This window comes from Chitinimonas koreensis (genome assembly GCF_014353015.1).
In the GTDB taxonomy this organism is placed as follows: domain Bacteria; phylum Pseudomonadota; class Gammaproteobacteria; order Burkholderiales; family Chitinimonadaceae; genus Chitinimonas; species Chitinimonas koreensis.
In genome coordinates, this window is record NZ_CP060704.1 from 3,744,396 (window position 1) to 3,769,794 (window position 25,399).

General features: G+C 70.6%; 23 protein-coding genes. 14 read left to right on the plus strand and 9 right to left on the minus strand.

Annotated elements, in window-relative coordinates; genetic code table 11:
- Positions 1–372 precede the first annotated feature (372 nt).
- Positions 373–1,170, minus strand: a complete 798-nt coding sequence (locus H9L41_RS15570) for an EF-hand domain-containing protein (protein ID WP_028444601.1) — start codon at positions 1,168–1,170, stop codon at positions 373–375.
- Between the two features lie 243 nt (positions 1,171–1,413).
- On the opposite strand from H9L41_RS15570, the gene H9L41_RS15575 reads away from it, so the two are divergent.
- The gene (locus tag H9L41_RS15575; protein ID WP_028444602.1) at positions 1,414–2,148 is read left to right on the plus strand and encodes a response regulator; all 735 of its coding nucleotides are present in this window, start codon (positions 1,414–1,416) and stop codon (positions 2,146–2,148) included.
- Positions 2,145–3,443 (plus strand): ATP-binding protein, encoded by a 1,299-nt coding sequence (locus tag H9L41_RS15580; protein ID WP_051318650.1) that lies wholly within the window; start codon positions 2,145–2,147, stop codon positions 3,441–3,443. The genes H9L41_RS15575 and H9L41_RS15580 overlap by 4 nt, the downstream gene beginning before the upstream one ends.
- A gap of 313 nt (positions 3,444–3,756) precedes the next feature.
- Here H9L41_RS15580 and H9L41_RS15585 read toward each other — a convergent pair whose 3' ends face one another.
- Complete coding sequence (locus H9L41_RS15585; protein ID WP_034605876.1) at positions 3,757–4,425, minus strand: response regulator; 669 nt, start codon at positions 4,423–4,425, stop codon at positions 3,757–3,759.
- A gap of 19 nt (positions 4,426–4,444) precedes the next feature.
- Positions 4,445–5,884, minus strand: coding sequence for an ATP-binding protein (locus H9L41_RS15590; protein ID WP_187523454.1), 1,440 nt, complete (start codon positions 5,882–5,884; stop codon positions 4,445–4,447).
- A gap of 187 nt (positions 5,885–6,071) precedes the next feature.
- Here H9L41_RS15590 and H9L41_RS15595 point away from each other — a divergent pair, with 187 nt between their 5' ends.
- The 6 genes from H9L41_RS15595 (at position 6,072) to H9L41_RS15620 (ending at position 13,669) form a co-directional block, all read left to right on the plus strand.
- A complete protein-coding gene (locus H9L41_RS15595; protein ID WP_034605877.1) occupies positions 6,072–6,359 on the plus strand; it encodes a hypothetical protein in 288 nt (95 codons plus the stop codon).
- Positions 6,360–6,593: 234 nt separating this feature from the next.
- A complete protein-coding gene (locus H9L41_RS15600; protein WP_187523455.1) occupies positions 6,594–8,513 on the plus strand; it encodes a TOL_0244 family TonB-dependent receptor in 1,920 nt (639 codons plus the stop codon).
- A 222-nt stretch (positions 8,514–8,735) separates the two neighbouring features.
- A complete protein-coding gene (locus H9L41_RS15605) occupies positions 8,736–9,197 on the plus strand; it encodes a zinc metalloprotease (protein WP_187523456.1) in 462 nt (153 codons plus the stop codon).
- A complete protein-coding gene (locus tag H9L41_RS15610; protein ID WP_187523457.1) occupies positions 9,194–9,778 on the plus strand; it encodes a M10 family metallopeptidase C-terminal domain-containing protein in 585 nt (194 codons plus the stop codon). Before H9L41_RS15605 ends, H9L41_RS15610 begins: the two co-directional genes overlap by 4 nt.
- Positions 9,779–9,828: 50 nt before the next feature.
- A complete protein-coding gene (locus tag H9L41_RS15615; RefSeq protein WP_187523458.1) occupies positions 9,829–11,781 on the plus strand; it encodes a calcium-binding protein in 1,953 nt (650 codons plus the stop codon).
- Between the two features lie 172 nt (positions 11,782–11,953).
- Positions 11,954–13,669, plus strand: a complete 1,716-nt coding sequence (locus H9L41_RS15620) for a M64 family metallopeptidase (protein WP_187523459.1) — start codon at positions 11,954–11,956, stop codon at positions 13,667–13,669.
- A gap of 94 nt (positions 13,670–13,763) precedes the next feature.
- Here H9L41_RS15620 and H9L41_RS15625 read toward each other — a convergent pair whose 3' ends face one another.
- The gene (locus tag H9L41_RS15625; RefSeq protein WP_084299721.1) at positions 13,764–14,597 is read right to left on the minus strand and encodes an AraC family transcriptional regulator; all 834 of its coding nucleotides are present in this window, start codon (positions 14,595–14,597) and stop codon (positions 13,764–13,766) included.
- A 48-nt stretch (positions 14,598–14,645) separates the two neighbouring features.
- On the opposite strand from H9L41_RS15625, the gene H9L41_RS15630 reads away from it, so the two are divergent.
- Positions 14,646–15,605: a substrate-binding periplasmic protein gene (locus H9L41_RS15630; protein ID WP_187523460.1), complete on the plus strand. Its 960-nt coding sequence runs from the start codon at positions 14,646–14,648 to the stop codon at positions 15,603–15,605.
- Between the two features lie 33 nt (positions 15,606–15,638).
- On the opposite strand, the gene H9L41_RS15635 is transcribed toward H9L41_RS15630, so the two are convergent.
- A complete protein-coding gene (locus tag H9L41_RS15635; protein ID WP_028444608.1) occupies positions 15,639–16,517 on the minus strand; it encodes a LysR family transcriptional regulator in 879 nt (292 codons plus the stop codon).
- Positions 16,518–16,660: 143 nt separating this feature from the next.
- On the opposite strand from H9L41_RS15635, the gene H9L41_RS15640 reads away from it, so the two are divergent.
- Positions 16,661–17,665 (plus strand): zinc-dependent alcohol dehydrogenase family protein, encoded by a 1,005-nt coding sequence (locus H9L41_RS15640; RefSeq protein WP_028444609.1) that lies wholly within the window; start codon positions 16,661–16,663, stop codon positions 17,663–17,665.
- A gap of 31 nt (positions 17,666–17,696) precedes the next feature.
- A complete protein-coding gene (locus H9L41_RS24985; RefSeq protein WP_028444610.1) occupies positions 17,697–17,876 on the plus strand; it encodes a hypothetical protein in 180 nt (59 codons plus the stop codon).
- Here H9L41_RS24985 and H9L41_RS15650 read toward each other — a convergent pair.
- Together H9L41_RS15650 and H9L41_RS15655 are read right to left on the minus strand one after the other, a co-directional pair.
- Positions 17,873–18,520, minus strand: coding sequence for a thiol:disulfide interchange protein DsbA/DsbL (locus tag H9L41_RS15650; protein ID WP_034605878.1), 648 nt, complete (start codon positions 18,518–18,520; stop codon positions 17,873–17,875). The two genes, H9L41_RS24985 and H9L41_RS15650, sit on opposite strands and share 4 nt — an antisense overlap.
- Before the next feature lie 313 nt (positions 18,521–18,833).
- Positions 18,834–19,184: a hypothetical protein gene (locus H9L41_RS15655; RefSeq protein WP_028444612.1), complete on the minus strand. Its 351-nt coding sequence runs from the start codon at positions 19,182–19,184 to the stop codon at positions 18,834–18,836.
- Positions 19,185–20,183: 999 nt separating this feature from the next.
- Here H9L41_RS15655 and H9L41_RS15660 point away from each other — a divergent pair.
- A complete protein-coding gene (locus tag H9L41_RS15660) occupies positions 20,184–21,605 on the plus strand; it encodes a polysaccharide deacetylase family protein (RefSeq protein ID WP_187523461.1) in 1,422 nt (473 codons plus the stop codon).
- A gap of 24 nt (positions 21,606–21,629) precedes the next feature.
- On the opposite strand, the gene H9L41_RS15665 is transcribed toward H9L41_RS15660, so the two are convergent.
- Both H9L41_RS15665 and H9L41_RS15670 read right to left on the minus strand, forming a co-directional pair.
- Positions 21,630–21,989: a phosphatase PAP2 family protein gene (locus H9L41_RS15665; RefSeq protein ID WP_187523462.1), complete on the minus strand. Its 360-nt coding sequence runs from the start codon at positions 21,987–21,989 to the stop codon at positions 21,630–21,632.
- A 573-nt stretch (positions 21,990–22,562) separates the two neighbouring features.
- Positions 22,563–23,126, minus strand: coding sequence for a phosphoethanolamine transferase domain-containing protein (locus tag H9L41_RS15670; protein ID WP_028444614.1), 564 nt, complete (start codon positions 23,124–23,126; stop codon positions 22,563–22,565).
- Between the two features lie 658 nt (positions 23,127–23,784).
- On the opposite strand from H9L41_RS15670, the gene moeB reads away from it, so the two are divergent.
- On the plus strand, positions 23,785–24,951 hold the full coding sequence (gene moeB, locus H9L41_RS15675) for a molybdopterin-synthase adenylyltransferase MoeB (RefSeq protein WP_028444615.1): 1,167 nt from the start codon (positions 23,785–23,787) through the stop codon (positions 24,949–24,951).
- Between the two features lie 14 nt (positions 24,952–24,965).
- Positions 24,966–25,382, plus strand: coding sequence for a M67 family metallopeptidase (locus H9L41_RS15680; protein ID WP_028444616.1), 417 nt, complete (start codon positions 24,966–24,968; stop codon positions 25,380–25,382).
- The last annotated feature ends 17 nt before the right edge of the window (positions 25,383–25,399 follow it).

A 25,399-nucleotide genomic window follows, 5' to 3' on the forward strand; every position in this document is an offset into this window, starting at 1 on the left:
GTCGAGCTGCCGCGCCAGGCCGGCGCGCGCGAGAACCGCTGGGCCCACCTGCTGTCCGGCATGCCCGACATCCCGCAGGGCGAAGCGGCCGCCGCGCCCTCTTCCAGCGCCAGCCATGGCCGCTATGCCGAGCTGGAGGCCCGCGTCGGCGTGCTCGAGGCCGAGCTGGCGGCGCTGCGCGCGCAGCTGGCGCCGCTGCTGGGGATTGAGCCGGCGACGGGTGTCGCCCATGCGATGCCGGCATCCCGGCCGTCCACGCGGCACCGCGTCCACATCGTCCAAATGGAAACGGCACGGTCTCGCGACCGTGCCGTCCCATGCCCCCGATTCACTGCAAAGCGAACTACGACTGCGACTGCAACGACTGCCGTCTCAGGCCAGCAGGCTGAACTGGCTGCCCGTGCGGCCCTGTCCGCCGCCGAGCAGGGATTGCACCAAGGCCTGCAATCCGGTTTGCCCGCTGTTGTCCTGCGTTTCCCTGTTCTGCCGCTTGGGCGCGCCGGCCTCGAACTCCGCCATGCTGACCTTGCCGTCGCCGTCGGTGTCGAGCTTGGAGAACGACGGGCCCTTGCTGCCGCTGTCCGAGGTCGACGACACCGACGAGGTGCCGGACGAGGACGACGTACTGCTTTCGCTGCCCTTGCCGCCGTTCAGCGCCTGGGCCAGCACGCCGAACTCGTCCTCGCTGACGCTGCCGTCCTCGTCGCTGTCGAGCGACTTGAACAGCTCGGTGATGCGGTCCTGCCCGCTCGCGCCGCCGGCCGCCTGCGGACCGCCGGCTCCGCCGCCAGGAGGCGGACCGGGCGGCGGGCCGCCCATGCCGCCACCGCCCATGCCGCCGGACTGGCGCATGGCGTTGAACTGGCTCTGCAACTGCGCTTCGAGCTTCTGCATGCCGCTGCTGAACTCGTCCTGGCTCAGCGCGCTGTCGCCGTCGCTGTCCATGTCGGAAAAGCTCGGCGCCTGCACGCCCTGCGATCCCTGGGATCGCTTGGCCTTGTCGGCCTGCTCGGTGAAGGCGGTCAGTTCGGTCTCGCTCAGGCCGCCGTCGCCGTCGCTGTCGATCTTCTCGAACAGCTTCTGGCGCATGGCTGCCGGATCGGGCCGCTGACCGCCCACCGCATAGGACGAGTAGCCGTAGCTCCCGCCCGAGGTGATGGCTGAGGTCATATCGAGGGCTCCTATCGGAAGATGCCAGGCCGCGCCGGACGCCGGCCCGCCGCGACGGGCCGGGCCGGCACCGGCGCGACCCGGTGCGCAGGGTGCGCACGCTGCCGAACTTAGCCAGCCGGCGTAAGCCAATCGTCACCGGCCGGCCGCACGATGTAAGCAGTTGTGTTGCCCTGCCCGGCACGCAACATCTGCTTACAGCGCCGGACCGTTCCGCAACGGTCGCCCGCTACACTGGCCGGCATGAATGCCTGTCACGACCTCCTGCTGGTGGACGACGATCCCGAGCTGCGCGAGCTGATCCGCCGCTACCTCGAGAAGCACGGCCACCGCGTCGCCGTCCTGCCCGACGCCGGCCAGCTCGAACGCCGGCTGGCGCGCCAGCGGCCCGACCTGCTGATCCTCGACCTGATGCTGCCCGGCGAATCGGGCCTGGCGGTGTGCAACCGGCTGCGCCAGTCGGGCGAGGACCTGCCGATCCTGATGCTGACCGCGCGCGGCGACGAGGTCGACCGCATCATCGGCCTCGAAAGCGGCGCCGACGACTACCTCGGCAAGCCATGCAATCCGCGCGAGCTGCTGGCGCGCATCGACGCCATCCTGCGCCGGCGCGGCAACCGGCTGCCGGCCGGCTCGCCCGATCCGAACGGCGGCGTGGTGCGCTTCGGCGACTGCGCGCTCGACCTGGCCACCCGCCGGCTCAGCCGCGGCGGCGAGGCCGTCCCGCTGACCAGCGGCGAGTTCGGCCTGCTGGCGGTACTGGTGCGCCACGCCAACCGGCCGCTCAGCCGCGAACGGCTGGTCGAGCTGTCGCGCGGCCGGGTGGCCGGCGCCTTCGAGCGCAGCATGGACGTGCAGATCTCGCGCCTGCGCCGGCTGATCGAACCCGATCCGGCCCACCCGGTGCTGATCCGCACCATCTGGGGCATCGGCTACCAGTTCGTGCTGGAACCGCCGGCGGAACCGGCCGCGCCATGAAGTTGCGCCGCCTGGTCGACAGCCTGTTCGGCCGTACCGCCCTGGTCCTGCTGCTGACGGTGGCGGCCAGCCATGCCACCGCCTTCCTGCTGTTCCGCTGGATCGGCGAGCAGGACGGCGGGCCGGGCCGCCACGGCGCGATGCTGGTGGAGGCGCTGGTGCGTAGCGAGCGCGCGCGCTGGCAGGCGCTGTCCGGCAGCGAACGCGCGGCCCTGCTGCATGCGCCCGACGACGGCGGCGTGGTCTGGCGCGCCGCCGCGCCGGCCGGCCTGCGGCCGCCGCAGATGCCGCCCGAACGCGACCTCGCGCGCGCCCTGCAGCCGCTGCTGGCGGCCGCGGCCCGGCCGGGCGAAGGCAGCCGGCCGCCGCGCATGTGGCTGCCGCTGCAGCTGGACGACGGCATCCGCTGGCTCGGCCTGCCGGCGGAACTGCGGCGCAATCCGCCGCCGCGGCCCGACGTCTTCCTCAGCGTGCTGATCGCGGCCTTCGGCCTGCTCGGCGCGCTGGTGCTGCTGTGGCCGCTGTACCGGCCGCTGCGCCGGCTGGCCGGCGCGCAGGCGGCGCTCGGCCGCGGCGAGGCGGTGCAGCCGCTGCCCGAGAGCGGGCCGCGCGAGCTGGCCGCGCTGGCCGGCGGCTTCAACCGAATGGCGGCCAGCCTGGCCGAGCTCGAAAGCGAACGGCGCACGCTGCTGGCCGGCGTGTCGCACGATCTGCGCACGCCGCTGGCGCGCCTGCGCATGCGCATCGCCCTGCTCGACGAGACCGACCCGCAGCCCTACGACCGCGACCTGGACGACATCGAGCGCATCACCGAGCAATTCCTCGCCTATGTGCGCGGCGAGGCCGACGACGGCCCGCGCGAGACGCTCGACGTCGGCCTGCTGCTGGCCGACCTGGCCGAACGCTATGGCGCCGCCGCCGGCATCGCGGTGGCCGCGCCGGCCGGGCTGGCGGCGACGCTCGACCGGCTGGCGATCGGCCGCGCATTGGGCAATCTGGTCGACAACGCGCTGACCCACGGCGCGCCGCCGATCGAGCTGCGCGCCGAAGCGCTCGGCGGCGAGCTGCTGCTGAGCGTGCGCGACCACGGTCCCGGCCTCGGCGACGAGGCGCTGCGCGAGGCGATCCGCCCGTTCCGGCGCCTGGACCCGGCGCGCAGCCGCGGCGGCCACTGCGGCCTGGGCCTGGCGATCGCGGCGCGGGTGGCGCGACGCCACGGCGGCGAGCTGGCGATGGCGCGGGCCGACGGCGGCGGGCTGGTGGTGAGCCTGGTTTTGCGTGGGGTGCTGGCCTGAGGCGGCCGCTCGGCGATCGGGCGGGCCTGGTCGACGGCGGCTTTCACCGTGGAGGACGCGGAGGGCGCGGAGGACGCGGAGGAAAAGCACGGCAAGGACTGCACTGCGGGGTGGCATCGTGCCGTAGGAGCGGCTTCAGCCGCGAATCGTGGAGCTTGCCGCGCCGGTGGATGAAACAACCATTCGCGGCTGAAGCCGCTCCTACCGTGATGCCACCGTGCGGTGCGATCCGTACTGCGCTTTTCCTCCGCGTCCTCCGCGGTGAAATCAGATCTTCAAACACCCGCCAGACCCACCGAGCCGCGCCTTCATCTCACCATTCGAGCCGATAGCCGACGCCATACACCGAATGGATCGGATCGAGCCCCGGCAGCGCGGCGGCCAGCTTGCGGCGCAGGTTCTTGATATGGCTGTCGACCGCGCGGTCGTTCACTTCGAGGCCGTCCGGATTGGCCAGGTCGAGCAGCCGCTGGCGCGAGAACACCTGGCCGGGCCGGCCGGCCAGCGCCGCCAGCAGGCGGAACTCCGACGGCGTCAGCACCAGCGCGGCCTCGCCGGCCCAGGCGCGCTGGGCCGCCTCGTCGATGCGCAGCGGCGAAGCCGGCACCGGCGCATGCAGGCCGCAGCGGCGCAGGATGGCGCGCACCCGCGCCACCAGCTCGCGCGGGCTGAACGGCTTGCACAGGTAGTCGTCGGCGCCGAGTTCGAGCCCGAGCAGCCGGTCGACCTCCTCGGCCCGCGCCGTCACCATCACGATCGGCAGCGCCGAGTGCTCGCGCACCGCGCGGCAGACCGCCAGGCCATCGAGGCCGGGCAGCATCAGGTCCAGCACCAGCAGGTCGGGCGGCGCGCGGCGGATCGCGGCCAGCGCCGCCGCGCCGTCGCCGACGACCTCGGCGCGGTAGCCGGCGGCGCGCAGGTAGTCGGCCTCGAGCGCGGCCAGTTCGGGTTCGTCCTCGACCACCAGGATGTACGGTTGCATCAGGCCTCCAGCGGCAGGGTCAGGGTGACGCGCAGCCCGCCAGCGGCGAGGAGGCGAAATCGAGCCGGCCGTGGTGGGCCGCGGCGATGCGCACGCACAGCGCGAGGCCCAGGCCGGCGCCGCCGTGGGCGCGGCTGCGCGAGGCCTCGGCGCGGAAGAAGCGCTCGCCCAGCCGGGCCAGCAGCTCGGCCGGCACCGCCGGCGCGCTGTCCTCCACCACCAGCCGCCAGGCCGCGTTGCCGCGGCCGGCGTTGCCGTGGCCGGCGTTGACGCGTTCGGCACGGATGCGCACCTCGCCGCCGGCATCGGTGTAGCGCGCGCTGTTCTCCAGCAGGTTGCGCAGCAATTGGCGCAGCCGGTCGGCGTCGCCGAACACCGTGGCGGCGCTCTCGGGCGGCTGCAGTACCAGCGCCAGGCCACGCTCGGCCAGCCGCGGCGCCAGCGCCTCGGCCTCCTGCTGCACCAGCGGCCACGGTTCGAGCCGGGCCATGCGGTATTGCAGCTGGCCGACGTCGCTGCGCGCCAAGGCGTAGAGATCGTCGACCAGCTTGCCCAGGATCAGCGCCTGGCGGTGCAGCGCCGCCAGGTTGGCGGCATCGGCCGGCCGCACGCCGTCCTGCAGCGCCTCGGTCTGGGCGCGCAGCACCGCCAGCGGGGTGCGCAGTTCGTGCGAGGTATCGGCCAGCCACTGCCGCCGCGACGATTCGTGCCGCTCGAGCATGGCGGCCAGGTGGTTGAAGCTGCGCGCCAGCTCGCCGAGCTCGTCGCTGCGGGTGATCGCCAGCCGCGTCTCGAAGCGCCCGGCCGCCAGCGCGCGGGCACCGTCCAGCAGCCGGCCGATCGGGCGGCGGAAATGGCCGGCCAACAGCGCGGCGGCGATCACGCTGGCCAGCACGGCCAGGCCGCCGATCAGCGCGATATGGCGCAGCTGGTCGGCCAGGAAGGCCGCCTCGATCGCGTCGGCCGGCTCGACCACCCGCGCCAGCGCCAGGTAGCCGACCACCTGGCCGTCGACCCACAGCGGCCGCCGCGCGCGCACCGGCACGTCGTCGCGGCGGCCGGCCAGCCAGCGGCCGTCGGCGCCGAGCAGGCTGACGCGATCGTGCAGGCTCAGGTGATCGGGCGGCCCGGCCGGCGGCGGGCGCTGGCCGTCGCCGCGCGGCGGCGGCGGACCGGGCCGCGGCCGGCCGGCCACCGTCCGGTCCAGCTCGCGCCGCAGCCAGCGCACGCGCGCCTCGGCCGGTTCGGCCGGCGGCAGGAAATCCCAGTCGCCGGTCTCGCGATAGCGCGCCTGCAACTCGCCGACCAGCGGGTCGAGCCGGCCGAGCTCGATCTGGGCGACGTAGTCGGCGAAGCTGCGCACCACGCTGAGCCGCACCACGGCGATCACCGCGCCGGTCAGCGCGAGCGAGACCAGCAGCACGGCGATGAACAGGCGATAGGCGATAGGCAGGCGCACGGCGCGGATCCAGGTGGGAAAGTCCCGCCGAGCTTAGTGGATGGCCACCGGCGGGCACAGCAAAATAGCACCGCGCCGCTCTCCATACTTTGCCCACAGTCGATGGCCAGACTGGCCGCCGCATCCGCCGACCGAACGGGCCGGCAAGCCGCAACCGACCTCATCGTCCAACTCGACAGGAGCCCCCATGAGACTGCCCTTCTTCCTCGCCCTGGCCACGCTGGCGCTCGCCGCCCAGGCCGGCAACAATCCGCCGCCGCAGGATGGCGGCGGCCCCGGCCAGCCGCAGCGCGAAGGCCCGCCCGGCCCACCGCCCGAGGCGCTGTCGGCCTGCGCCGGCAAGACGGCCGGCAGCGCGGCGCAGTTCACCGCGCGCGACGGTCGGGTGATCCGCGGCACCTGCCAGCTGGTGCTGCTGCCGGCGCGCAACGAGGGCCAGGGCGGCGGCCAGGGCAAGCCGCCGGCGCCGCGCTGAACCTCGCTTCGCCCCTGCCCTGCAGCGACGGACGGCACCGCCTCCCGTCGCGGCGGAACGCCCGGCCGGCCTTGCACCGGCCGTGGCGGAGCCGCGATTTCCTTGTCGCGCCGGGGCCTCCCTCCTATAACCCAGGTGGCGAAATATATCGCTCGCCGCCCGCGGAATCCGCCGCAGGAACCCGGTTCCGGCCTGCATGGCGCCGTCGGGCCGGCCGGGTGGATGGAGGAAACGATGCATCCCAGCGAACCAAGCCGCGCCGCGCCACGGCCCAGCACAGGCCGGCCGTTGCACCGGGCCGGCCTCGCCGCGCTCGCCGCCTGCGCGCTGCTGCCCTGCCGGGCCGAGGAAGCGCATGCCGCCGCCGGCTTCGTCGACCTCTCGCTCGAACAGCTGGCCAATATCGAGGTGACCTCGGTCTCCAAGCGCTCCGAACGGCTGCTCGACGCCGCCGCGGCGATCTACGTGATCACCGGCGAGGCGATCCGCCGCGCCGGCTCGCCCACGCTGGCCGAAGCGCTGCGGCTGGCGCCCAACCTGCAGGTCGCCCGCATCGACGCGCGCAACTACGCGGTGGCCGCGCGCGGCTTCAACGACGCCTTCTCCAACAAGCTCCTGATCCTGATCGACGGCCGGGTGGTCTACTCGCCGCTGTTCTCGGGCGTGTTCTGGGACGCCCAGGACGTGGTGCTCGAGGACATCGACCGCATCGAGGTGATCAGCGGCCCCGGCGCCACGCTGTGGGGCGCCAACGCGGTCGACGGCGTGATCAACATCCTCACCCTGCCGGCCGGCGCCACCCAGGGCGCGCTGGCCAGCGCCGGCCACAGCAGCCGCCAGGACAGCGCCGCGGCGCGCCTGGGCGGCCAGCTCGGCGAGACCGGCCACTACCGGCTGTACGCCAAGTCGTACCGCCAGGACAGCAGCCGTACCAAGAGCGGGCTGGACCGCGACGACGGCATGCGGCGCACGCAGGGCGGCTTCCGCATGGACTGGCGCAACGACGACCGCCTGACCGTGCAGGGCGACGCCTACCGCGGCGAGCTCAGGCAGATCTTCACCGACTACATCGACATCTCGGGCTTCAACCTGCTGGCGCGCTGGAGCCGCACGCTGGCCGACGGCGGCGAGCTGCGGCTGCAGGCCTACTACGACCAGACCCGGCGCGACCAGCCGAACGCCTTCACCGACCGGCTCGACACCATGGACGTCGAGCTGCAGTACGGCCTCAGGCCGACCGAATCGCAGAAGCTCACGCTCGGCGCCGGCTACCGCCTCGCGCGCGACCGCATCGACCCGACCGGCCCGGGCTTCGCCTTCCTGCCCGGGCATTTCGACGCCCACTGGTCCAACCTGCTGGTGCAGGACGAGATCGCGCTCGGCGAGCGCTGGCGGCTCACGCTCGGCGCCAAGTTCGAGCGCAACGACTACACCGGCACCGAGACGCTGCCGAGCGTGCGGCTGGCCTGGCAGCCGAGCGACCGGCAGAGCTGGTGGACCACGCTGTCGCGCGCGATCCGCGCGCCCTCGCGCATCGACCGCGATTTCTACGTGCCGGCCAAGCCGCCCTACCTGATCGGCGGCAGTCCCGGCTTCGAGTCGGAAGTGGTCGACGTGTTCGAGCTCGGCTACCGCGCCCAGCCCACGCCGACGCTGTCCTACTCGGCCACCGCCTACTACAACCGCTACGACAAGCTGCGCAGCACCGAGCTCAAGCCCGGCGGCGGCGGGCTGACCTTCGGCAACAAGATCGGCGGCCACGGCAGCGGCATCGAGCTGTGGGGCAACTGGCAGGCGCTGCCGACATGGCGGCTCGGCGCCGGCCTGGCGGTGCTGGGCAAGAAGCTGGCGCCGGCTCCAGACAGCCTCGACCCCAAGGGCGCCGCCGCGCACGGCGACGATCCGCACAGCTACTGGCGCCTCGATTCGCAGCACGACCTGGGCGAGGGCCGCACGCTGGACCTGATGCTGCGCCGGGTCGGCAAGATCGCCGACGCCGCGGTGCCGGCCTATACCGCGCTGGACGTGAACCTCAACTGGCAGCTGCGGCCGGGGCTGACGGCCTCGGTCACGGCGCTGAACCTGCTCGACGGCGGCCACGTGGAATTCGGCAGCGGGCCGGGCGGGCGGAGCAGGTGCGGGAGGTGTATGTGAAGGTGATGGCGGAGTTCTGAGCGTTCCTCCCGGGTAAAAGGCACCGGTCATCCATCGCCCCCTGCCTGCCACCGCGCAGGCAACGGGGACCGATCCGGCGAATTGGTCGAATAAATCGATCCGGCCAATCGAATTCGCCAAGTACGGCCGTCGATTTTCAAATCGCCGCGTTCAGCACGTAAAATCCCAACGGCATACATCAAACAACGGGACGGATAAGAAATGAACGAGAACGGCATCGACGAGAGCGTCGCCGGGGTGAGCTATTACGATCCGGCCACGCAGACCAGCAGCGTGAACTGGCTGCTCACCGGGTCCAAGTGGGGCGGCGCAATCGGCCAGGGAGCTACCCTGACCTACAGCTATACGACGACTGCTTCGTCGTTTTCGGATTCCTACCAGGCCGACGATGCCGATCACATCGGCGCCGACCTGACCCAGGGGCAGAAACAGGCCATCGAGATCGCACTGGGCCTGTGCTCGGCCTACGCGAACATCAGCTTCAACCTGGTGGCGGATACCGCCTCCGGGGCCGGCGACATCCGCTGGGGCAACTCGCTTTCCGCCAGCAACCCGACGGCCTTCGCCTATTTCCCGTCCCAGGCCCCGAAGCGGGCGACATCTGGTTCGGCCCCGACAATGCCGAGGCCTATCAGGACCCGCTCAACGACACCTACGGGATGATGACGCACATGCACGAGCTGGGGCATGCGCTGGGACTCAAGCACACCTTCGGCGGCGACCTGGAAGCCGACCCACTGCACGACCAGGGCAAGTATTCCATCATGTCGTACACCTTTCCGGGCGGCTATCCGGAGACGTACATGCTGGACGACATCGCGGCGCTGCAATACCTGTACGGCGCGAATCGCACCTGGCATACCGGCAACGACGTGTATTCCTGGGACAACGATGCGCTGGTCTTCGAGACGATCTGGGACGCGGACGGGATCGATACGATCGACGCGGGCAACCAGGCCGAAGGCGTCGACATCCGGCTGCAGGCCGGCACCTTCAGCGAAATCGGCCAATCGATCTGGAACGGGCAGTCGTATACCAACGACCACCTCGCCATCGCCTACGACTGCATCATCGAAAACGCCACCGGCTCCGCATTCAACGACGAGCTGCACGGCAATGCCGTCGCCAACCAACTGATCGGCGGCGCCGGCAACGATCTGCTCGAAGGCCTGGCCGGCACCGACAAGCTCGACGGCGGCAACGGCGCCGATACGCTCGACGGCGGAACCGGGCGGACACCCTGACCGGCGGCAGCGGCAACGACCGCTACCTGGTCGACAACGCCGGCGACGTCGTGATCGAAAGCACCCTCTCGGCAGCCGAGATCGACCTGGTGCAATCGAGCGTCAACTTCACGCTCGGCGCGAACCTCGAGCAGCTGCAACTGCTCGGCGCCGCGGGCCTCAACGGCTTCGGCAACGGCCTGGACAACCTGCTGACGGGTAACGCCGGCAACAACCTGCTCAGCGGCGGCGCGGGCAAGGACACGCTGGTCGGCGGGCTCGGCAACGATACCTACGTGGTCGATTCGACCGGCGACGTCGTCGTCGAGACATCAGCGCTGGCCACCGAGGTCGACACGGTCCGTTCGAGCGTCAATTTCACCCTGGGCGCCAATGTCGAGAACCTCCAGCTGGAGGGCAATGCCGGCCTGAACGGCTTCGGCAATGCACTGGCCAACGTGCTGACCGGCAATGCCGGCAACAACGTGCTCGGCGGCGGCGCGGGCAAGGACACGCTGATCGGCGGACTGGGCGACGACAGCTACCAGGTCGACGACGCCGGCGACCTGGTAGTGGAGACGTCGACGCTGGCGACCGAGATCGACACCGTGCAGTCCACCGTCAACTACACGCTGGGCGCCAACGTCGAAAAGCTGGTGCTGCTCGGCGGTTCCGGCCTCAACGGTTTCGGCAACGGCCTGAACAACGTGCTGAGCGGCAACGCCGGCAATAACCTGCTCAGCGGCGGCGCCGGTGCGGACACGCTGATCGGCGGCGCGGGTTCGGACATCTACCTGGTGGACGACGTCGCCGACCAGGCGATCGAGACCGTCACCGCGGCGCAGGACATCGATACGGTGCGCGCCAGCGTCGACTTCACCCTGGGCGACAACCTCGAGCAGTTGCAACTGCAGGGCGACGCCAACCTGGCCGGCCAGGGCAACGGCCTGGCCAACGCCCTGACCGGCAATGCCGGCCGCAACCAGCTGAGCGGCTGGGCCGGCAACGACACGCTGGACGGCGGCCTCGGCGCCGATACCCTGGTGGGCGGGACCGGCAACGATCTCTACCAGGTCGACAACGCCGGTGACCTGGTGGTGGAAACCAGCAGCCTGGCCGCCGAGATCGACGTGGTCCACTCCAGCGTCAATTTCGCCCTGGGCGCGAACGTCGAATCGCTGCGCCTGCTCGGCGCGGCCGGACTGAACGGCATCGGCAACGCGCTCGACAATCAGTTGACCGGCAACGCCGGCAAGAACCAGCTGAGCGGAGCGGCCGGCGCCGATACGCTCGACGGCGGGCTGGGCGCCGACGTCATGACCGGCGGCCTCGGCAACGACAGCTACTGGGTGGACGACAGCGGCGACATCGTGGTCGAGACCTCGGCGCTCGCGAGCGAGATCGATACCGTCAATGCCACCGTCAACTTCACCCTGGGGGCGAACCTCGAGAAGCTGCAGTTGCAGGGCAGCTCCGGCCTCAACGGCTTCGGCAATGCGCTCGACAACGAAGTGCGCGGTAACGCCGGCAACAACCGCCTCGGCGGCGGCGCGGGGGCAGACACCCTGGCCGGCGGCGCCGGGACCGACGTATTGACCGGCGGGGCCGGCAACGATACCTACCTGTTCGGCCGCGGCGACGGGCTGGATACCGTGGTCGAGAACGACGGCACCGCGGCGAACCAGGACACGGTGCTGCTGCAGGCCGGCATCGCGCTGAACCAGCTGCGTTTCAGCCGCAGCGGCAACGACCTGGAAGTCGGCCTCGCCGACACTACCGACCGCTTGCGCGTGCAGGACTGGTACCTGGGGACCGATCGGCACGTCGAGCGTTTCCAGACCGCGAACGGCGACGTGCTGCTCGACAGCCAGGTCGACGCACTGGTGCAGAGCATGGCGGGCTTCGTCGCCAAGCCGGCGAGCCATTCGATCCAGCCGGCGCGGATCGACGAGGGGATGGCGTTCCAGCTGGCCCCGCACCGGTATCTCGAAAGCCGGCCGATGTTCGGGCAGCTCGAGCGATAGGCAGCGCCGGGGCGGCCGCCGGTTCGGCGGCCGCTCCCCTATCAGCGACAGGGGCTCGGCAGGCCGGTCGATGGAGCCGGCCGATCTGACGCGGACGAGCCGGTGGCTGGAATGCCGGCCACCGGAACGCCGGTCGCCGGATCGCCGGCCGCCGGAACGCCGGTCGGCAGATTTGCATCCATTTGGCCGCCCACCGCCCAGAACCATACAATCCGCGCCCCAGGCGTCGGCGCATCATCCGGACACCGATTATTCCATCGGCATAACAAATATCCGGAGATGCAGCGATGACACGTACCCTCCCCTCCTGGTCGGCCTCGCCCTGACGAGCCTGGCCGCCTCCGCCGCCGACGGCAACCTCCTGCTGCGCATCAAACAGAACAACACGCGCGGCGCCAGCGACTACGAGCTGGTCCATGCCCAGAGCGGCAAGTTCGCCGCCAGCGCCGGCGCGGTCGACAGCAACGGCGCGACGATCGAGCTGGTCGGGCGCGATCGCAACGGCCGCGAGCTGTTCCGCAGCAAGGTGAACAACCCGGGCACGCTGCACGCGGAAGCGTTCGATCCCAAGAGCGGCAAGATCGCCCAAGCCCAGGATATCGTGCTGCCGCAGGCCTTCTTCGAGGTCAGCGTGCCCGACGACAAGGCGCTCGACCATATCGAGCTGAGCAGCCGCGCCACCACCGACATGCGCGGCATGGCGCTGCAGCCGGCCACGCTCAAGCGCATCGACCGCGCCGCGATCGACGGCCAGCTGAGCCGCAGCAAGATGATGACGGCGACCCGCGCGGCGGCCGGCACCGCCGTGCTCTACAACAGCGGCCCATCGGCCAGCCGGATGGACATCGTGCTGATCGGCGACGGCTACACCAGCGGCGAGATGAGCAAGTGGGCCGCCGACGCCCAGAAGGTGGCCAACGGCCTCCTGGCCGATCCGCTGTTCAACGCCAACAAGAACAACCTCAACATCCGCCGCGTCGACGTGGTCAGCAACCAGACCGGCGTCGACGAGCCGGACAAGGGCATCTACCGCGATACCGCGCTGGGCGTGCAGATCGGCTGCTACAACATCGACCGGCTGGTCTGCGCCGACGACAACCTGGTCTACAGCACCGTGGGCACGGTCACCGCGGCCGACGCGCGCGACGTGATCGTGGTGGTGGCCAACTCGACCCGCTACGGCGGCGCCGGCGGCAGCATCGCCACCATGACCATGCACAGCTCGGCCATCGAGCTGGCGCTGCACGAGATCGGCCATACCGCCTTCAAGCTGGCCGACGAATACGACTACGGCACCTGCGACGCCAGCCGCGAGCCGACCGAGGCCAACGTCACGCGCCAGACCGGCCGCAGCGGGACCAAGTGGGGTTCGCTGATCCCGTCCAACGTGCAGGTGCCGACGCCGAACAACTATTACCCGAACGGCACGATCGGGCTGTTCACCGGCGCGCGCTACTGCACCTCCGGCATGTACCGGCCGACCGAGAACTCGCGCATGCGCACGCTGGGCCAGCCCTGGCACGCGGTGAACGAGCGGCGCGCCAATGCGGTGTTCGCCACCTACAACACCGGCGGCGGCAGCTCGACCCCGGTGACGGTGACCGGCTCGCTGGCCAACAAGCAGTGGGTGAGCCTGCCCTCGGCCGGCGCCTACAACAGCACCCAGGGCGGCACCTTCAAGCTGCAGCTGACCGGCCCGGGCAACGCCGACTTCGAGCTGACGCTGTACAAGTGGAACGGCTCGGCCTGGGCCAAGGCGGCCGAATCGACCGGGCCGACCTCGACCGAGTCGATCAACTACGCCGGCAGCGCGGGCTACTACTACTTCGAGGTGAAGTCCTACTCGGGCGCCGGCAACTACTCGGTGACCTACACCTTCCCCAAGTAGATCCGACGCCGTGAATGCGGACGCGCCCCTGAAGGGCGCGTCCGCACTGCCCATCGCCGCCGCCGCTCCAGCAGGAGCGGCGGCGGCCTTCGTTTCAGACCGGCCAGCTCGGCTCCCACGGCAGCAGCGGCGAGGCTTTCTGCGCCTGCAGCCATTTGCGGTAGGCGGACGGATTGACGCCGACCAGCTTGCGGAACTGGCGGCTCAGGAGGCTGTGGTCGTAGAAGCCGCACTGCTGCGCGATGCGGCTCAGCGAGGCCTCCTCGCGCCGCAGCAGCGCGCAGGCGGCACGGATGCGGCTGCGCAGGATCAGGTCGGCCGGGCTGATGCCGTAGATCTTGCGGATGCGGGCGGAGAAACGGGCGGTGTCGAGCCCGGCCAGTTCGGCCAGCTCGGCGATCTGCAGCTTCTCGTCGAAGTGGATCACCATGCGGTCGACCGCCGCCGCCAGCCGAGGGTCGATCAATTCGCCGCGCGACAGCTCGGGCAGATCGCGCGACAGGCACATGATGCCGACCAGTTCGCCGCCGGGCGCGTGCAGCGGGTACTTCTGGGTCACGCACCAGCCGGCCTCGCCGTGCGGGTAGAGCGTGGGATCGAGCTGGTCGAAGATCGGCAGCTGGTGCTTGACCAGCCAGCGGTCCTGCTGGTCGTAGCGCGACGCCATCTCGCCGGGCCAGATCTGCGCCACGGTGCGGCCGCGGATCTCTTCGGCGCGCGCCTTCACCCGCTGCAGCACCGACTGGTTGAAGGAGACATAGCGCCCGGCCACGTCCTTCACCACGTAGGCGAAACCCGGCACGCCATCGAACAGCATCGCGGTCTGCGCCGCGCCGTAGAGATGGGCCGCGTCGCCCTCCCCCGCCGTCCGTTCGCCATACTTGTCCCCAGCGGGCAACCGGCTCGCCATCATGGATGCTCCATTCATGCCACCGTCCTATAAGACGGGTATCAGGCAACCCTGGAAATATGGTATATGGATCGCCCGCTGGCAATTGGGAATACTTCGCAGTTCGACGACCGGTCGTGCGCCGGCCGCCGCCTTCGTCCATCCGCCGCACGGCCATTCCACGCGCCAAGTCCCTCCTGGCAGGGAACAAGACAGGTACTAAGCTGGAATCGAAGCGCGCAGACGCTCCTGTCCAAACCTGCCGGAGACAACCATGAAGCGATCCCCCTCGCCCGCCTGGCGGCGGCCGTCCTGCTTTGCCTCGGCGCAGCCGACGCCGCCGACAAGCCCGCCCGCGTCAACATCTGCACCGAGAACGAAGACTCCTATCCCTGGCTGCAGAAGGACCGGCCCGGCCTCAACATCATCATGATGCGCATGGTGGAAAAGCAGGTCGGCAGCAAGATCGACATCAAGCCGCTGCCGTGGAAGCGCTGCATGGAATCGGTCCGCAGCGGCGAGATGGACGGCCTGTTCAAGATCAGCTTCAAGGCCGACCGCATGGAGATCGGCCACTACCCGATGGCCGGCGACAAGCCCGACGCGACCCGCCGCATGCTGGACGACAGCTACAGCCTGTACCGGCTCAAGGGCAGCAAGGTCGAATGGGACGGCAAGGCGATCCGCAACGCCGACGCGGTCGGCGCGCAGGCCGGCTTTTCCATCGTCGACCAGCTCAAGGGCCTGGGCGTGCGGGTGGACGACGGCGTGCGCACCGCCGACGACAATCTGCAGAAACTGCTGACCGGCCGCGTCTCGGCGGTGGCGCTGCAGACGCTGGAAGGCGACGTCAGCCTGGCCGGCAAGCCCGAGTTCGCCGCCAGGATCGAGCGCGTCGACCCGCCGCTGGTGACCAAGCCCTACTTCCTGATGCTGTCCAAGCCCTTCGTCGCCAAGTACCCGGATTTCGCCAAGGCGCTGTGGGACAGCGTCGGCGCGGTGCGCGAATCGGCCGAGTACAAGACCCAGATGCAGCAGTTCAAGTGACGGCGGCCGGCCGGGACGCGCGTCCCGGCCGGCTCAGCCGAAGCGCTCCACCATGAAATCCACGAAGCTGCGCAGCCGGGGCGAGCGGTAGCGGTCCGGCAGGTAGACCACGCTCATCGGCCGGCTCGGCAATTCGTAGCCGGGGAACAGCCGGACCAGCCGGCCGGCGCGCACGTCGGCCTCGAGCAGGATCGCCGGCTGCAGCACGATGCCCAGGCCGTGCAGCGCCGCCATGCGCAGCGCCTGGCCGTGGTTGACCTGCAGCCGGCCCGACACCGGCACGCTGCAGATGCCGTCCGCGCCCTCCAGCCGCCAGTGCGCCACGGCGGCCGGCGAGAACGACAGGCACTCGTGCCCGCTCAGTTCCTCCGGCCGCAGCGGCGTGCCGCGGCGCGCCAGGTAGCCGGGCGAGGCGCAGATCATCAGCCGGTACGGCGCCAGCGGCCGGGCGATCAGCGCCGAATCGGGCAACGGGCCGATGCGGATCGCCGCCTCGAATCCCTCCTCCACCAGATCCGCCACCCGGTCGCTCAGGACGGCGTCGACGTCGACCTGCGGATGGCGCGCCAGGTAGTCCGCCAGCACCGGCATCAGCGCCTCGGTGCCGAAGCTGACCGGCGCGGTGATGCGCAGGCGGCCGGCCGGTGCGAGCTGCAGGTTCTGCGCCTGAGCATCGGTCTCGGCCACCAGCCGCAGGATCTCCTTGCAGCGTGCGTAGTAGTCCTCGCCGAAGGCGGTGAGGTACTGGCGCCGGGTGGTGCGGTTGAGCAGGCGCATGCCCAGCCGCGCTTCCAGCGTGCGCAGGTGCTTGCCGGCCATGGTCGGCGAGATGCCGCAGGCCACGGCGGCCGCGCTGAGGCTGCCTTTTTCGACGGCCTGGACGTACACCTTCATGCTGTCGAGCAGATCCATTTCAAACCCATGGTTTTCAATCACTGAACCGGAGCGCAGTTTATCGATGCAGGGTTCCGAATGAAACTGGCGCTTCCCTGCTGCCGGCATGAACGCCCCGCCGGCGGTAGCCCAGAGCCGCCTTCCCATTCGGAGAAAAGACCATGAAAGCCATCGAACTGACCGCGCCCGACCTCGGCGCCTTCCGCCGGACCGAGCTGGACGAGCCCCGCCCCGGCCGCGGCGAAGTGCTGGTGCGCCTGCGTGCCGCGGCGCTGAACTACGTCGACGTCGCCATCGCGACCGGCGCCTTCCCCGGCGCCGCCTTCCCGCTGATCCCGGTCGCCGACGGCGCCGGCGAGATCGCCGCGCTGGGCGAAGGCGTCGACGGCCTGGCGGTCGGCGACCGGGTGATCCCGCACTTCATGCCGGACTGGCAGGGCGGCGCCATCGCGCCGCGCCACGTCGCCGCCATGCGCGGCATCACGCGGCCGGGCTCGCTGGCCGAATACGTCGCGGTACCGGCCGCCAGCCTCGTCGCCCTGCCGGCCCACCTCGATTTCGTCCAGGGCGCGACGCTGCCGATCGCCGCCACCACCGCCTGGAACGCGGTGCGCTCGGCCGCGCTGCGGCCCGGCTCGGTGGTGGTGCTGCTGGGCACCGGCGGGGTCAGCCTGTTCGCCCTGCAGTTCGCCAAGGCCTCGGGCGCCACGGTGATCCTCGCTTCGTCGTCGGACGAGAAGCTCGAACGCGCGCGCCGGCTCGGCGCCGATCACCTGGTCAACTACCGCGCCACGCCGGCCTGGGACGAGGAAGCGCTAAAGCTCACCGGCGGCCGCGGCGCCGACCTGGTGGTGGAGACGGTCGGCGGCGCGACTTTCGCGCGCGCGCTCAACGCCGCCGCGATGGGCGGCACGGTGTTCACGGTCGGCTTCGTCGGCGGCACGGCGGCCTCGCTCGACCTGCTGACCATCATCGTCAAGGCGCTGCGCATCGTCGGCAACAACACCGGCTCGGTGGCCGACCTGGCCGAGGCCACCCGCGCCATCGCCGCCCACCGCATCGTGCCGGCGATCGACCGGGTGTTCGGCCTCGACGAAGTCGCCGCGGCCTATGCCGAGCTCGCTGCCGGCGGGCGCCATTTCGGCAAGCTCGCCATCGCGCACTGAGCCGCGCGGGGGCTTCCGGCGGTTCGCGGACGTGGCGCATCCGGCATCGGCGATCGACCTGCACGACGGCGAAACCAAGGCCATCGAGGGCATGACCCACTTCGTGCCGTTCGCGATCTTCCTGATGCCGGCCTCGCAGGGCCTGCCGGCGGTCATCCCGCCCGGCGACGAGCGGCCGGCCCGCCGCCGGGCCGGCCGCCTGCGGGCCTAGCGCTTGGCGCCGGCGCGTTCGCCGGCGATCAGGCGATCCACCAGCGCGAACATCTGCTCGCCGCCGCCGGCCTGGTGCGGCGAAGTCAGGTACTTGCCGTTGACGACGAAGGCAGGCACCTCGTTCAGCCCATAGGCCCGGGTCAGCTGCTTGGCGCGCGCCAGCTGGCTGCCCATGCCGAAGGACTTGTAGATGCCTTCGAACTGCCGGCGGTCGATGCCGCGCTTGGCCACCCATTCGAACAGCGTCATCTCGTCGCGCAGCTCGACCTTGCCGCCGTGGATGGCATCGAACACCGCCTTCTGCTGCGTCAGCAGGCCCATGGTCTTGAGCGTGGCGAACAGCCTGGCGTGCCCGTCCATGTCGCTGCGGCCGTCCCACAGCACGTGCTCGCGGCGGAACACCACGTCCTTGGGCAGGGTCCGCTCCCAGCGGTTGACCAGCGGTTCGAGCTGATTGCAATGCGGGCAGCCATACCAGAAGAACTCGATCACTTCGATCTTGCCGGGTTGCTCGACCGGCTGCGGCGTCTTCAGCCTGGTGACGGGCGTGGCGTCGTCGCCGCCGTGGGCCAGGGCGGATACGCCGAAGAGGGTCAGGCCCAATGCCAGCACGGCACGGCCCAGGAGTCGCTTGGAATGCATACGGGGCTTTCTATGGTCGGGTTGAAACGAATGGGTCCGGCCGGGCGGACCTCGCCTCGCAGCCGCGATCGAACCCGCCGGCACGGGCGGGGAACGGTTCGCGGCACGGCGCGCCAGGCGCCGGTGCACCGGCGGCGGCGTGAGGCCAGGCTTGGCCGCCCTTCCCGTCCGGGCGCCTCGGATTCGAGCGCGGCGGAAAGGGATGGCGCTGCGGCCCGCCGCCCGCGCAAGGCGGCGAGGCCGGAGAATGCTCATCGGGGATGGGCTGCCCGGCAGGGAGCGCGGGCAGCGGGCGCGACGCGGATGAGCGCGATCAGGCCGCCCAGTCGGGGCGGTCGGGCTCGTGGGGGATGGCGTCGGAGAAGTAGGGCTCGATGTGGTCGTGCAGGGCGGCGCGCGCGGCGGGCGGCGCCGGCAGGCGATCCAGGGCCGTCGCGGGCAGCGAGGCGACCCAGCAGGGACCGCATTCCAGATGCGCGTCGGCGGCCTGCGTCGCCCGCCCCTGCTCGTGCGCCTTGGTGGCGCAGGCGATCTGCTGGTAATAGCGCTCGAACCGGGCGCAATGGCCGCCCGGCTCGACGTGCGGCCGGCCCGCGGCATAGGCCAGTTGCCACGGCAGCAGCATCAGCAGGAGGAAGGTGACGAGCTTTTGCACGGCGCGCATCTTAAAACCATCCGGCGGCGGAACGCCAGCCGGGCCGCCGGGTTGCCGGGCATCCGCCTTCCGCCGCGAAGCCGTGCGCTGCTTGGCCGCGGGAGATGCACGCCGGCGCTGACGTCCAGCATGCCGAGCACGGTGCGGAATAGTTGTCGCGGCGCAGCGGCCGGGCCATGGGCATGGAGGAAATACGGCCGGATTGGCCGCAGCGGAGGATTCGGCGCCGCATTCAGATCCGGCTGCTTTGATCGCATATCGAAATCATCGGCCGTTCCACGGAACCGGCACCCATCGAATTGGCCTCCTATTGGCATCAGAAAGTCATCGATTTGTATTATTCGAGCGAATATCGCCGCTCACCATGGCTCGTCCGGAATTTCCCTAGCCCGTCGCATCGCGATTGCGGACGCGAAAAGGAAAACACATGATGCCGGCCAGGCGAGAGGAAACAGGAACCCGGTGTGTTCCGCAGGCGATCCAGCCTGCTCGAGCCGAACCGGAGCGTATATTCGCCAGGTTATTCAATCGATCCCAGCCTTGCAGCCGAGGGCCGCATCGATTGCGCCAACAGGCATTCCGGCTCGATCGACCATTGAAATCCTGGCCACCGGATTCCAGGCCGCCGGCCATACCGGGCTTTATTTATACCGCACTGAAGAAAATAAATAAGAACAATGAATACCGGGGGAAATTCGCAATGAAAGCAATAAAACTGCCAGGCAATGAAACGATCGCCCCGCCCAACTGGGCATTCGGCCGATAAAAAGAAATGGAACAGTGCCGCAGCCCCCCGCCATTCGCCGCGGTGCAGCGGGCTGCCGGCTCGGCCATGCTCGTACCGCAAGCGGCCAAAACGGCAAGGAATAGATCGACATCCCGCAATCCGGGGTCGCGGCACGAGCGCCGGCGGCCTCGCCCCGGGGCTGCGCCGTGCATAGCGCGCGGCGGCACGGCTCCGGTTCATCCCAGCGCGCGCACAGCAGCACAAAACAAGGAGGTCATACCATGCAAAGAATCGGGCAACCCATCGGCCGTCGTCATCGTCGGCTGGCGCTGCCGGGCTGGGTCAGGAGCTTGATCGCCGGCAGCCTGCTCGGCCTGGGCGGCACGTTCGCCGCGGCGGCCGAGGCACCCAAGCCACCGCAGCTGATCATGTTCACCATCGACGACGGCATGACCGAGACCATGATCCACGACACCGAAAAGATCACCGGCGTGCCGTGGACCTACTACCTGAGCGTGACGGCCGGCCAGACCGAAGGCGAGTACGACACGGGCCGGGTCAAGGTCAAATGCGTCGACAAGGGCACCGGCAAATGGCCGCAGCCCAAGCCCGACGTCTGCATCGCCGATCCGGTCTACGTGAAGCGGCAATACGAGCGCGGCCACGAGATCGCGCTGCACACCTATACCCACCCGCCGCTCAAGACCTGGAGCGGCACCCTCACCGAGCAGCAGGTCATCGACGAAATCAGCAGCAATCTCGAATTCATCGAGAACGCCGGCGTACCCGTCAGCGCCGTCAAGGGCTTCAGGGCGCCCTACCTGGCCACCCAGGCCAGCTACGGCGGCGAGCTCGCCCTGGTCAACCAGGCCATGCGCTACCTGCAGAAGGCGTTCACCCGGCATGCCAACGGCCATGCCGACATCGTCTACGACAGCTCCTGGCGCTACAGCAACGAGGGCGGCGCCGATACCCAGGACCACGTCGGCACCTCGCCGATCCTCGGCCTGCGCCGCTGCCTCGCCTCCGGCGATCCGGCCGAATGGGCCATGCGCTATTGCGGCTACGACGACCGCGCCCGCTTCAGCTGGAACACCAACGACGGCAGCTATCCCGCCGACAGCGGCGACTACAACCCGGCCAATTCCTGGCACATCCCGATGGACCTGAAGAAATACCCGGCCACCGCCACCGGCCACCTGGACCTCATGGACACGGTGCAGGGCTATTGCGGCACCCACACCTGCACCGCCCAGACCGCCCGGGACATCTGGTTCAGCAACTTCAGGCGGCATTACGACGGCGACCGGCTGCCCTACGGCATCTACCTGCACGACTCCTCGCTGCAACACGCCGACCAGGTCCAGGGCATGAAGGAATTCGTGACCGAGGTGCACCGGCTGCAGCAGGAGCACAACGACGTCTTCTTCGTCACCGGCTCGCAGGCCATCGCCTACGCGCGCCTGACCCCGGCACAGCGCGAGACCTGCGCCCGGCCGGCTGGGACAAGTTCTTCAAGATCGGCAAGTTCTGGGGCGGCGATGCCGCGGCGACGCCGGCATGCCTGGCCGGCTCGAACCGGCGCTGACAGGGAGAAAGTCGCATCGCCGTGCCGGCCTGGCCGGCCGGGCAGTCCGTCGATTGCACCGGCCGGCCTGCGCCGGCACCCGACATGGCGCAGGAAACGACAGTCCCTCGTCTGACAGGGGCGGGCACGATCGGACCGCTCAGCCGGAGCGCCCGGTCGCACCCGTCCGGCCGGCCGCCGTCGCCCGCGGCAGCAGCAGGCCGGCCACGACGAGGCAGGCTGCCCAGCACAGCCAGGCCGACCACAGCGTATGCGACAGGAAATGCGCGCCGCGCCATTGCTGGCCGATGCCCAGCGCCAGGCCGCAGGCGAAGGCGGCCAGCCAGGCCAGGCGGGTCGACCAGGCCGCGCGGCCGTACCAATACAGGACGAGGCCGAACAGGCCGAAGCCGGTGGTGGCATGGCCGGCAGGGAAGCAGCCCCCCAGCGCACGCCGGCCGGATCGCCGAACCAGGACAGGTGATTCAGCGCCATGCCGCCGTAGCGCTGCAGATCCCACGGGCAATGCACGCCGCTGACCGGTTTGAGCACGGCCACCAGCAGCGGTCCGAGCACCATGCCGAGCGCGACGGCGAGCCAGCGCCGCCGCCGGGCCGCGCAGCGCGGCCAGCACCAGCCGGCCAGCGCGCGCAGCCAGGCCAGCGCGGCCACCAGCAGCATGGCGCGCTTGAGCCAGACATGGCTGAAGCGCTCGAGCCACCAGTTGCCCTGGCCGGCGAAGCCCGCCGCCGGATGCCAGGCGAGATCGGCCAGGCGCCGGTCGAGATCGCTCAGGCCGAACAGCAGCAGCAGGCCCGCGGCGACCGCGGCCATCGCCAGCCAGGCTTGCCGCTGGGCGGCGAACGCATCGCGCAGCTGCCGCACCCACGATTCGCGGCGGCCGCCGGGCGCCGACGCGTCGGCATCCGGCTGCGGCTGCGGCTGCGGCTGCGGCTGCGGCTGCGGCTGCGGCTGCGGCTGCGGCTGCGGCTGCGGCTGCGGCTGCGGCTGCGGCTGCGGAGCGCAGGGTGCGAGGCTGCCGCCGGGATGGGCCAGGCCGCCTTCGGCCATCGGTTCGTGCATGGTTCGGACCTTACTTGCGGCAGTCGGCGGTCAGGTCATCGCCGCGGTCGTACACGCCGGTGCGGATGTCCAGCATGCCGAGCACGGTATGGAACAGCTTGTCGTGGCTCTGCGGCCGCGCCGCGGTACCCCATGCCAGGGACAGCGGCAGGCCGGCATAGAACAGCAGGTGAGGCAGCAGGCCCCAGGCTTCCTTGACGTCGGTACGGAACACGTCGCGCACCATGCTGGTGCCGAAATACACCGGGTCGCGCTGCATGAAATAGCTGGCCATACCGGTGGCCAGCAGCAACACCGTCAGCAGCGGCCTGGCGGTCCAGCGGTTGAGCAGCGGCAGCAGGCAGGCCAGGTGCAGCGCGCACAGGCCGGTCGCGACCGAGGCGACGAACAGCCAGGTGTGCGGCGAGAACGCATCGCGGCCGGCCAGCGCGCCGCGCCAGAAGCCGCCGTTGCAGGCGGCGACGAAGAACATGCAGAGCCACGGCGCCAGCGCCTCCACGCTCAGCACGGGGCGTACGGCGAAGGCGGGCAGCGTGAAGCCGCGAAGCTGCGGCAGGGAGAGCGAGAGGCGCACCGGCGAATCCAGTCGGGAGGGACGCACCGGCATCGATTGCAGCGGGACGGCGGCGTCGGGATCGAATCGACGCCATTTGAAGGCGCGAACCTTAAGGGAACCTTATGTGACGGAACGCACCGGCCGCCATGCCGGATCTGCCAGTTGCGGCCGCGGCACGATCGCGGGCGCGCCGACCTTGTTACGTGGTGTAACCGCGGCGAATTGTCACATTGCGGCGACGCCGGCCGTTCCGATAATGCAGGCCGTCGTCCCGCACGGCATCCGGTCCTCGCGGCAAGACGGTCGGGCATCCGCCCGGCCGCTGCCCGGCCAGGCCACCGGCGGGACCGGCCAGGCCACCGCGGCCGGCGAACCCCGTCGCCGCCGCGAGCGCATCGGCACGGCGCGCCTCGCTTCGGCGGACCGCGCACCGTGGACCGGCGTATCCCGCGCCGCCACGCGACGCTGACACCTGTCGTGCCTGGCGATCCGCAGAGGCCAGGCCACACTGAACGTTGTTCCCAGATCGACCAGAACCCCGGCAGCCCACGAACCGGGGTGGATTCACCAGCATTCCAGAACACCATCGCCATCCAGCCGGGACCTGCCCCGTCGCGTCGCACTGCGCCGCGACGAGGCGCATGCCCCCACGTCCATGCAACCGGGATTCGCCGCCATGCCGCTTCCGCCCCTGGTCTCCCCAGCCGCCGAACTCGACCCGCAGGAGATCGCCCGTTACAGCCGCCACCTGCTGCTGCCCGAACTGGGCATGGAGGGCCAGCGCCGGCTCAAGGCCGCCAGGGTACTGGTGGTCGGCGCCGGCGGGCTGGGCTCGCCGGTGATCCTCTACCTGGCGGCCGCCGGCATCGGCACGCTGGGCATCGTCGAATTCGACACCGTGGACGAATCGAACCTGCAGCGCCAGGTCATCCACGGCGTGTCCCGGCTGGGCCAGCCCAAGGCCGACAGCGCCCGGGCAGCGGTCGCCGAGCTCAATCCGCGGGTCGAGGTCCGGCTGCACCGCCAGCGGCTGGACAACGACAGCGCGCCGGCCCTGTTCGCCGACTACGACCTGATCGTCGACGGCACCGACAATTTCGCCACCCGCTACCTGATCAACGATGCCTGCGTGCTGGCCGGCAAGCCTTACGTCTGGGGCTCGATCTACCGCTTCGAGGGACAGGCCTCGGTGTTCTGGGAACAGGCGCCGGACGGCCGCGGCGTCAACTATCGCGACCTCTACCCGGCGCCGCCGCCGCCCGAGCTGGCGCCGTCCTGCGCCGAAGGCGGGGTGCTGGGCGTGCTGTGCGCGGCGATCGGTTCCATCATGGCCACCGAGGCGATCAAGCTGATCGCCGGCATCGGCGAATCGCTGCTCGGCCGGCTGGCGGTCTACGACGCGCTCGAGATGCGCTACCGCTTCCTGCCCCTGCGCCGCGATCCGCAGCGCCGCCCCATCACGGGCCTGGCCGACTACCCGGCCTTCTGCGGGCTGGACCGGCCGGCCGCGCCGGACGCGGGCCGCTCCATCAGCGCGGCGGCGCTGAAGAAGCTGCGCGACGAAGGCGCCGACTTCGCGCTGCTCGACGTGCGCGAACCGGCCGAGTGGGACATCGTCCGCATCGACGGCGCCCGCCTGCTGCCCAAGAGCCGCCTGCAAGCCGAACCGGATGCGCCGGGCCTGGACCGGGACCTCGCCATCGTCGTCCATTGCAAGTCGGGCGTGCGCTCGCGCCAGGCGGCGGCGCTGCTGCGCGAGCGCGGCTATCGCGACGTGCGCGAGCTCGAAGGCGGCATCCTGGCCTGGATCCGCGAGGTCGAGCCGACCTTGCCGAGCTACTAGGCGGAACGGGCGCCATGCTGACCTTGCCGGAACCGCTGGCCGCCGCGCTGATGGCGCATGCCTGGTCGCAGCATCCGCTCGAGGCCTGCGGCCTGCTGGCCGGGCCGGCCGGCAGCGGCCGGCCGACGCGCCTGGTTCCCATGCGCAACGCGGCGCAGTCGAGCCGCTTCTTCGCCTTCGAGCCGCGCGAGCAACTGCGCGTCTGGCGCGAACTGGAAGCCGGCGACGAGGAAGTCGTCGCGCTCTACCACTCGCATACCGGCTCGCCCGCCTACCCGAGCCGCGACGACGTTCTCTACGCCACCGACCCGGCGCTGCGCTACCTGATCGCCTCCACCGCGCCGCCCTACTCGGGCGGCCTGCGCAGCTTCCGCATCGTCGGCGGCCGGGTCAGCGAGGAAACCATCCGTTTCCTCGCCGCGCCCGCCTGAATCCCCACCCGAGGAGT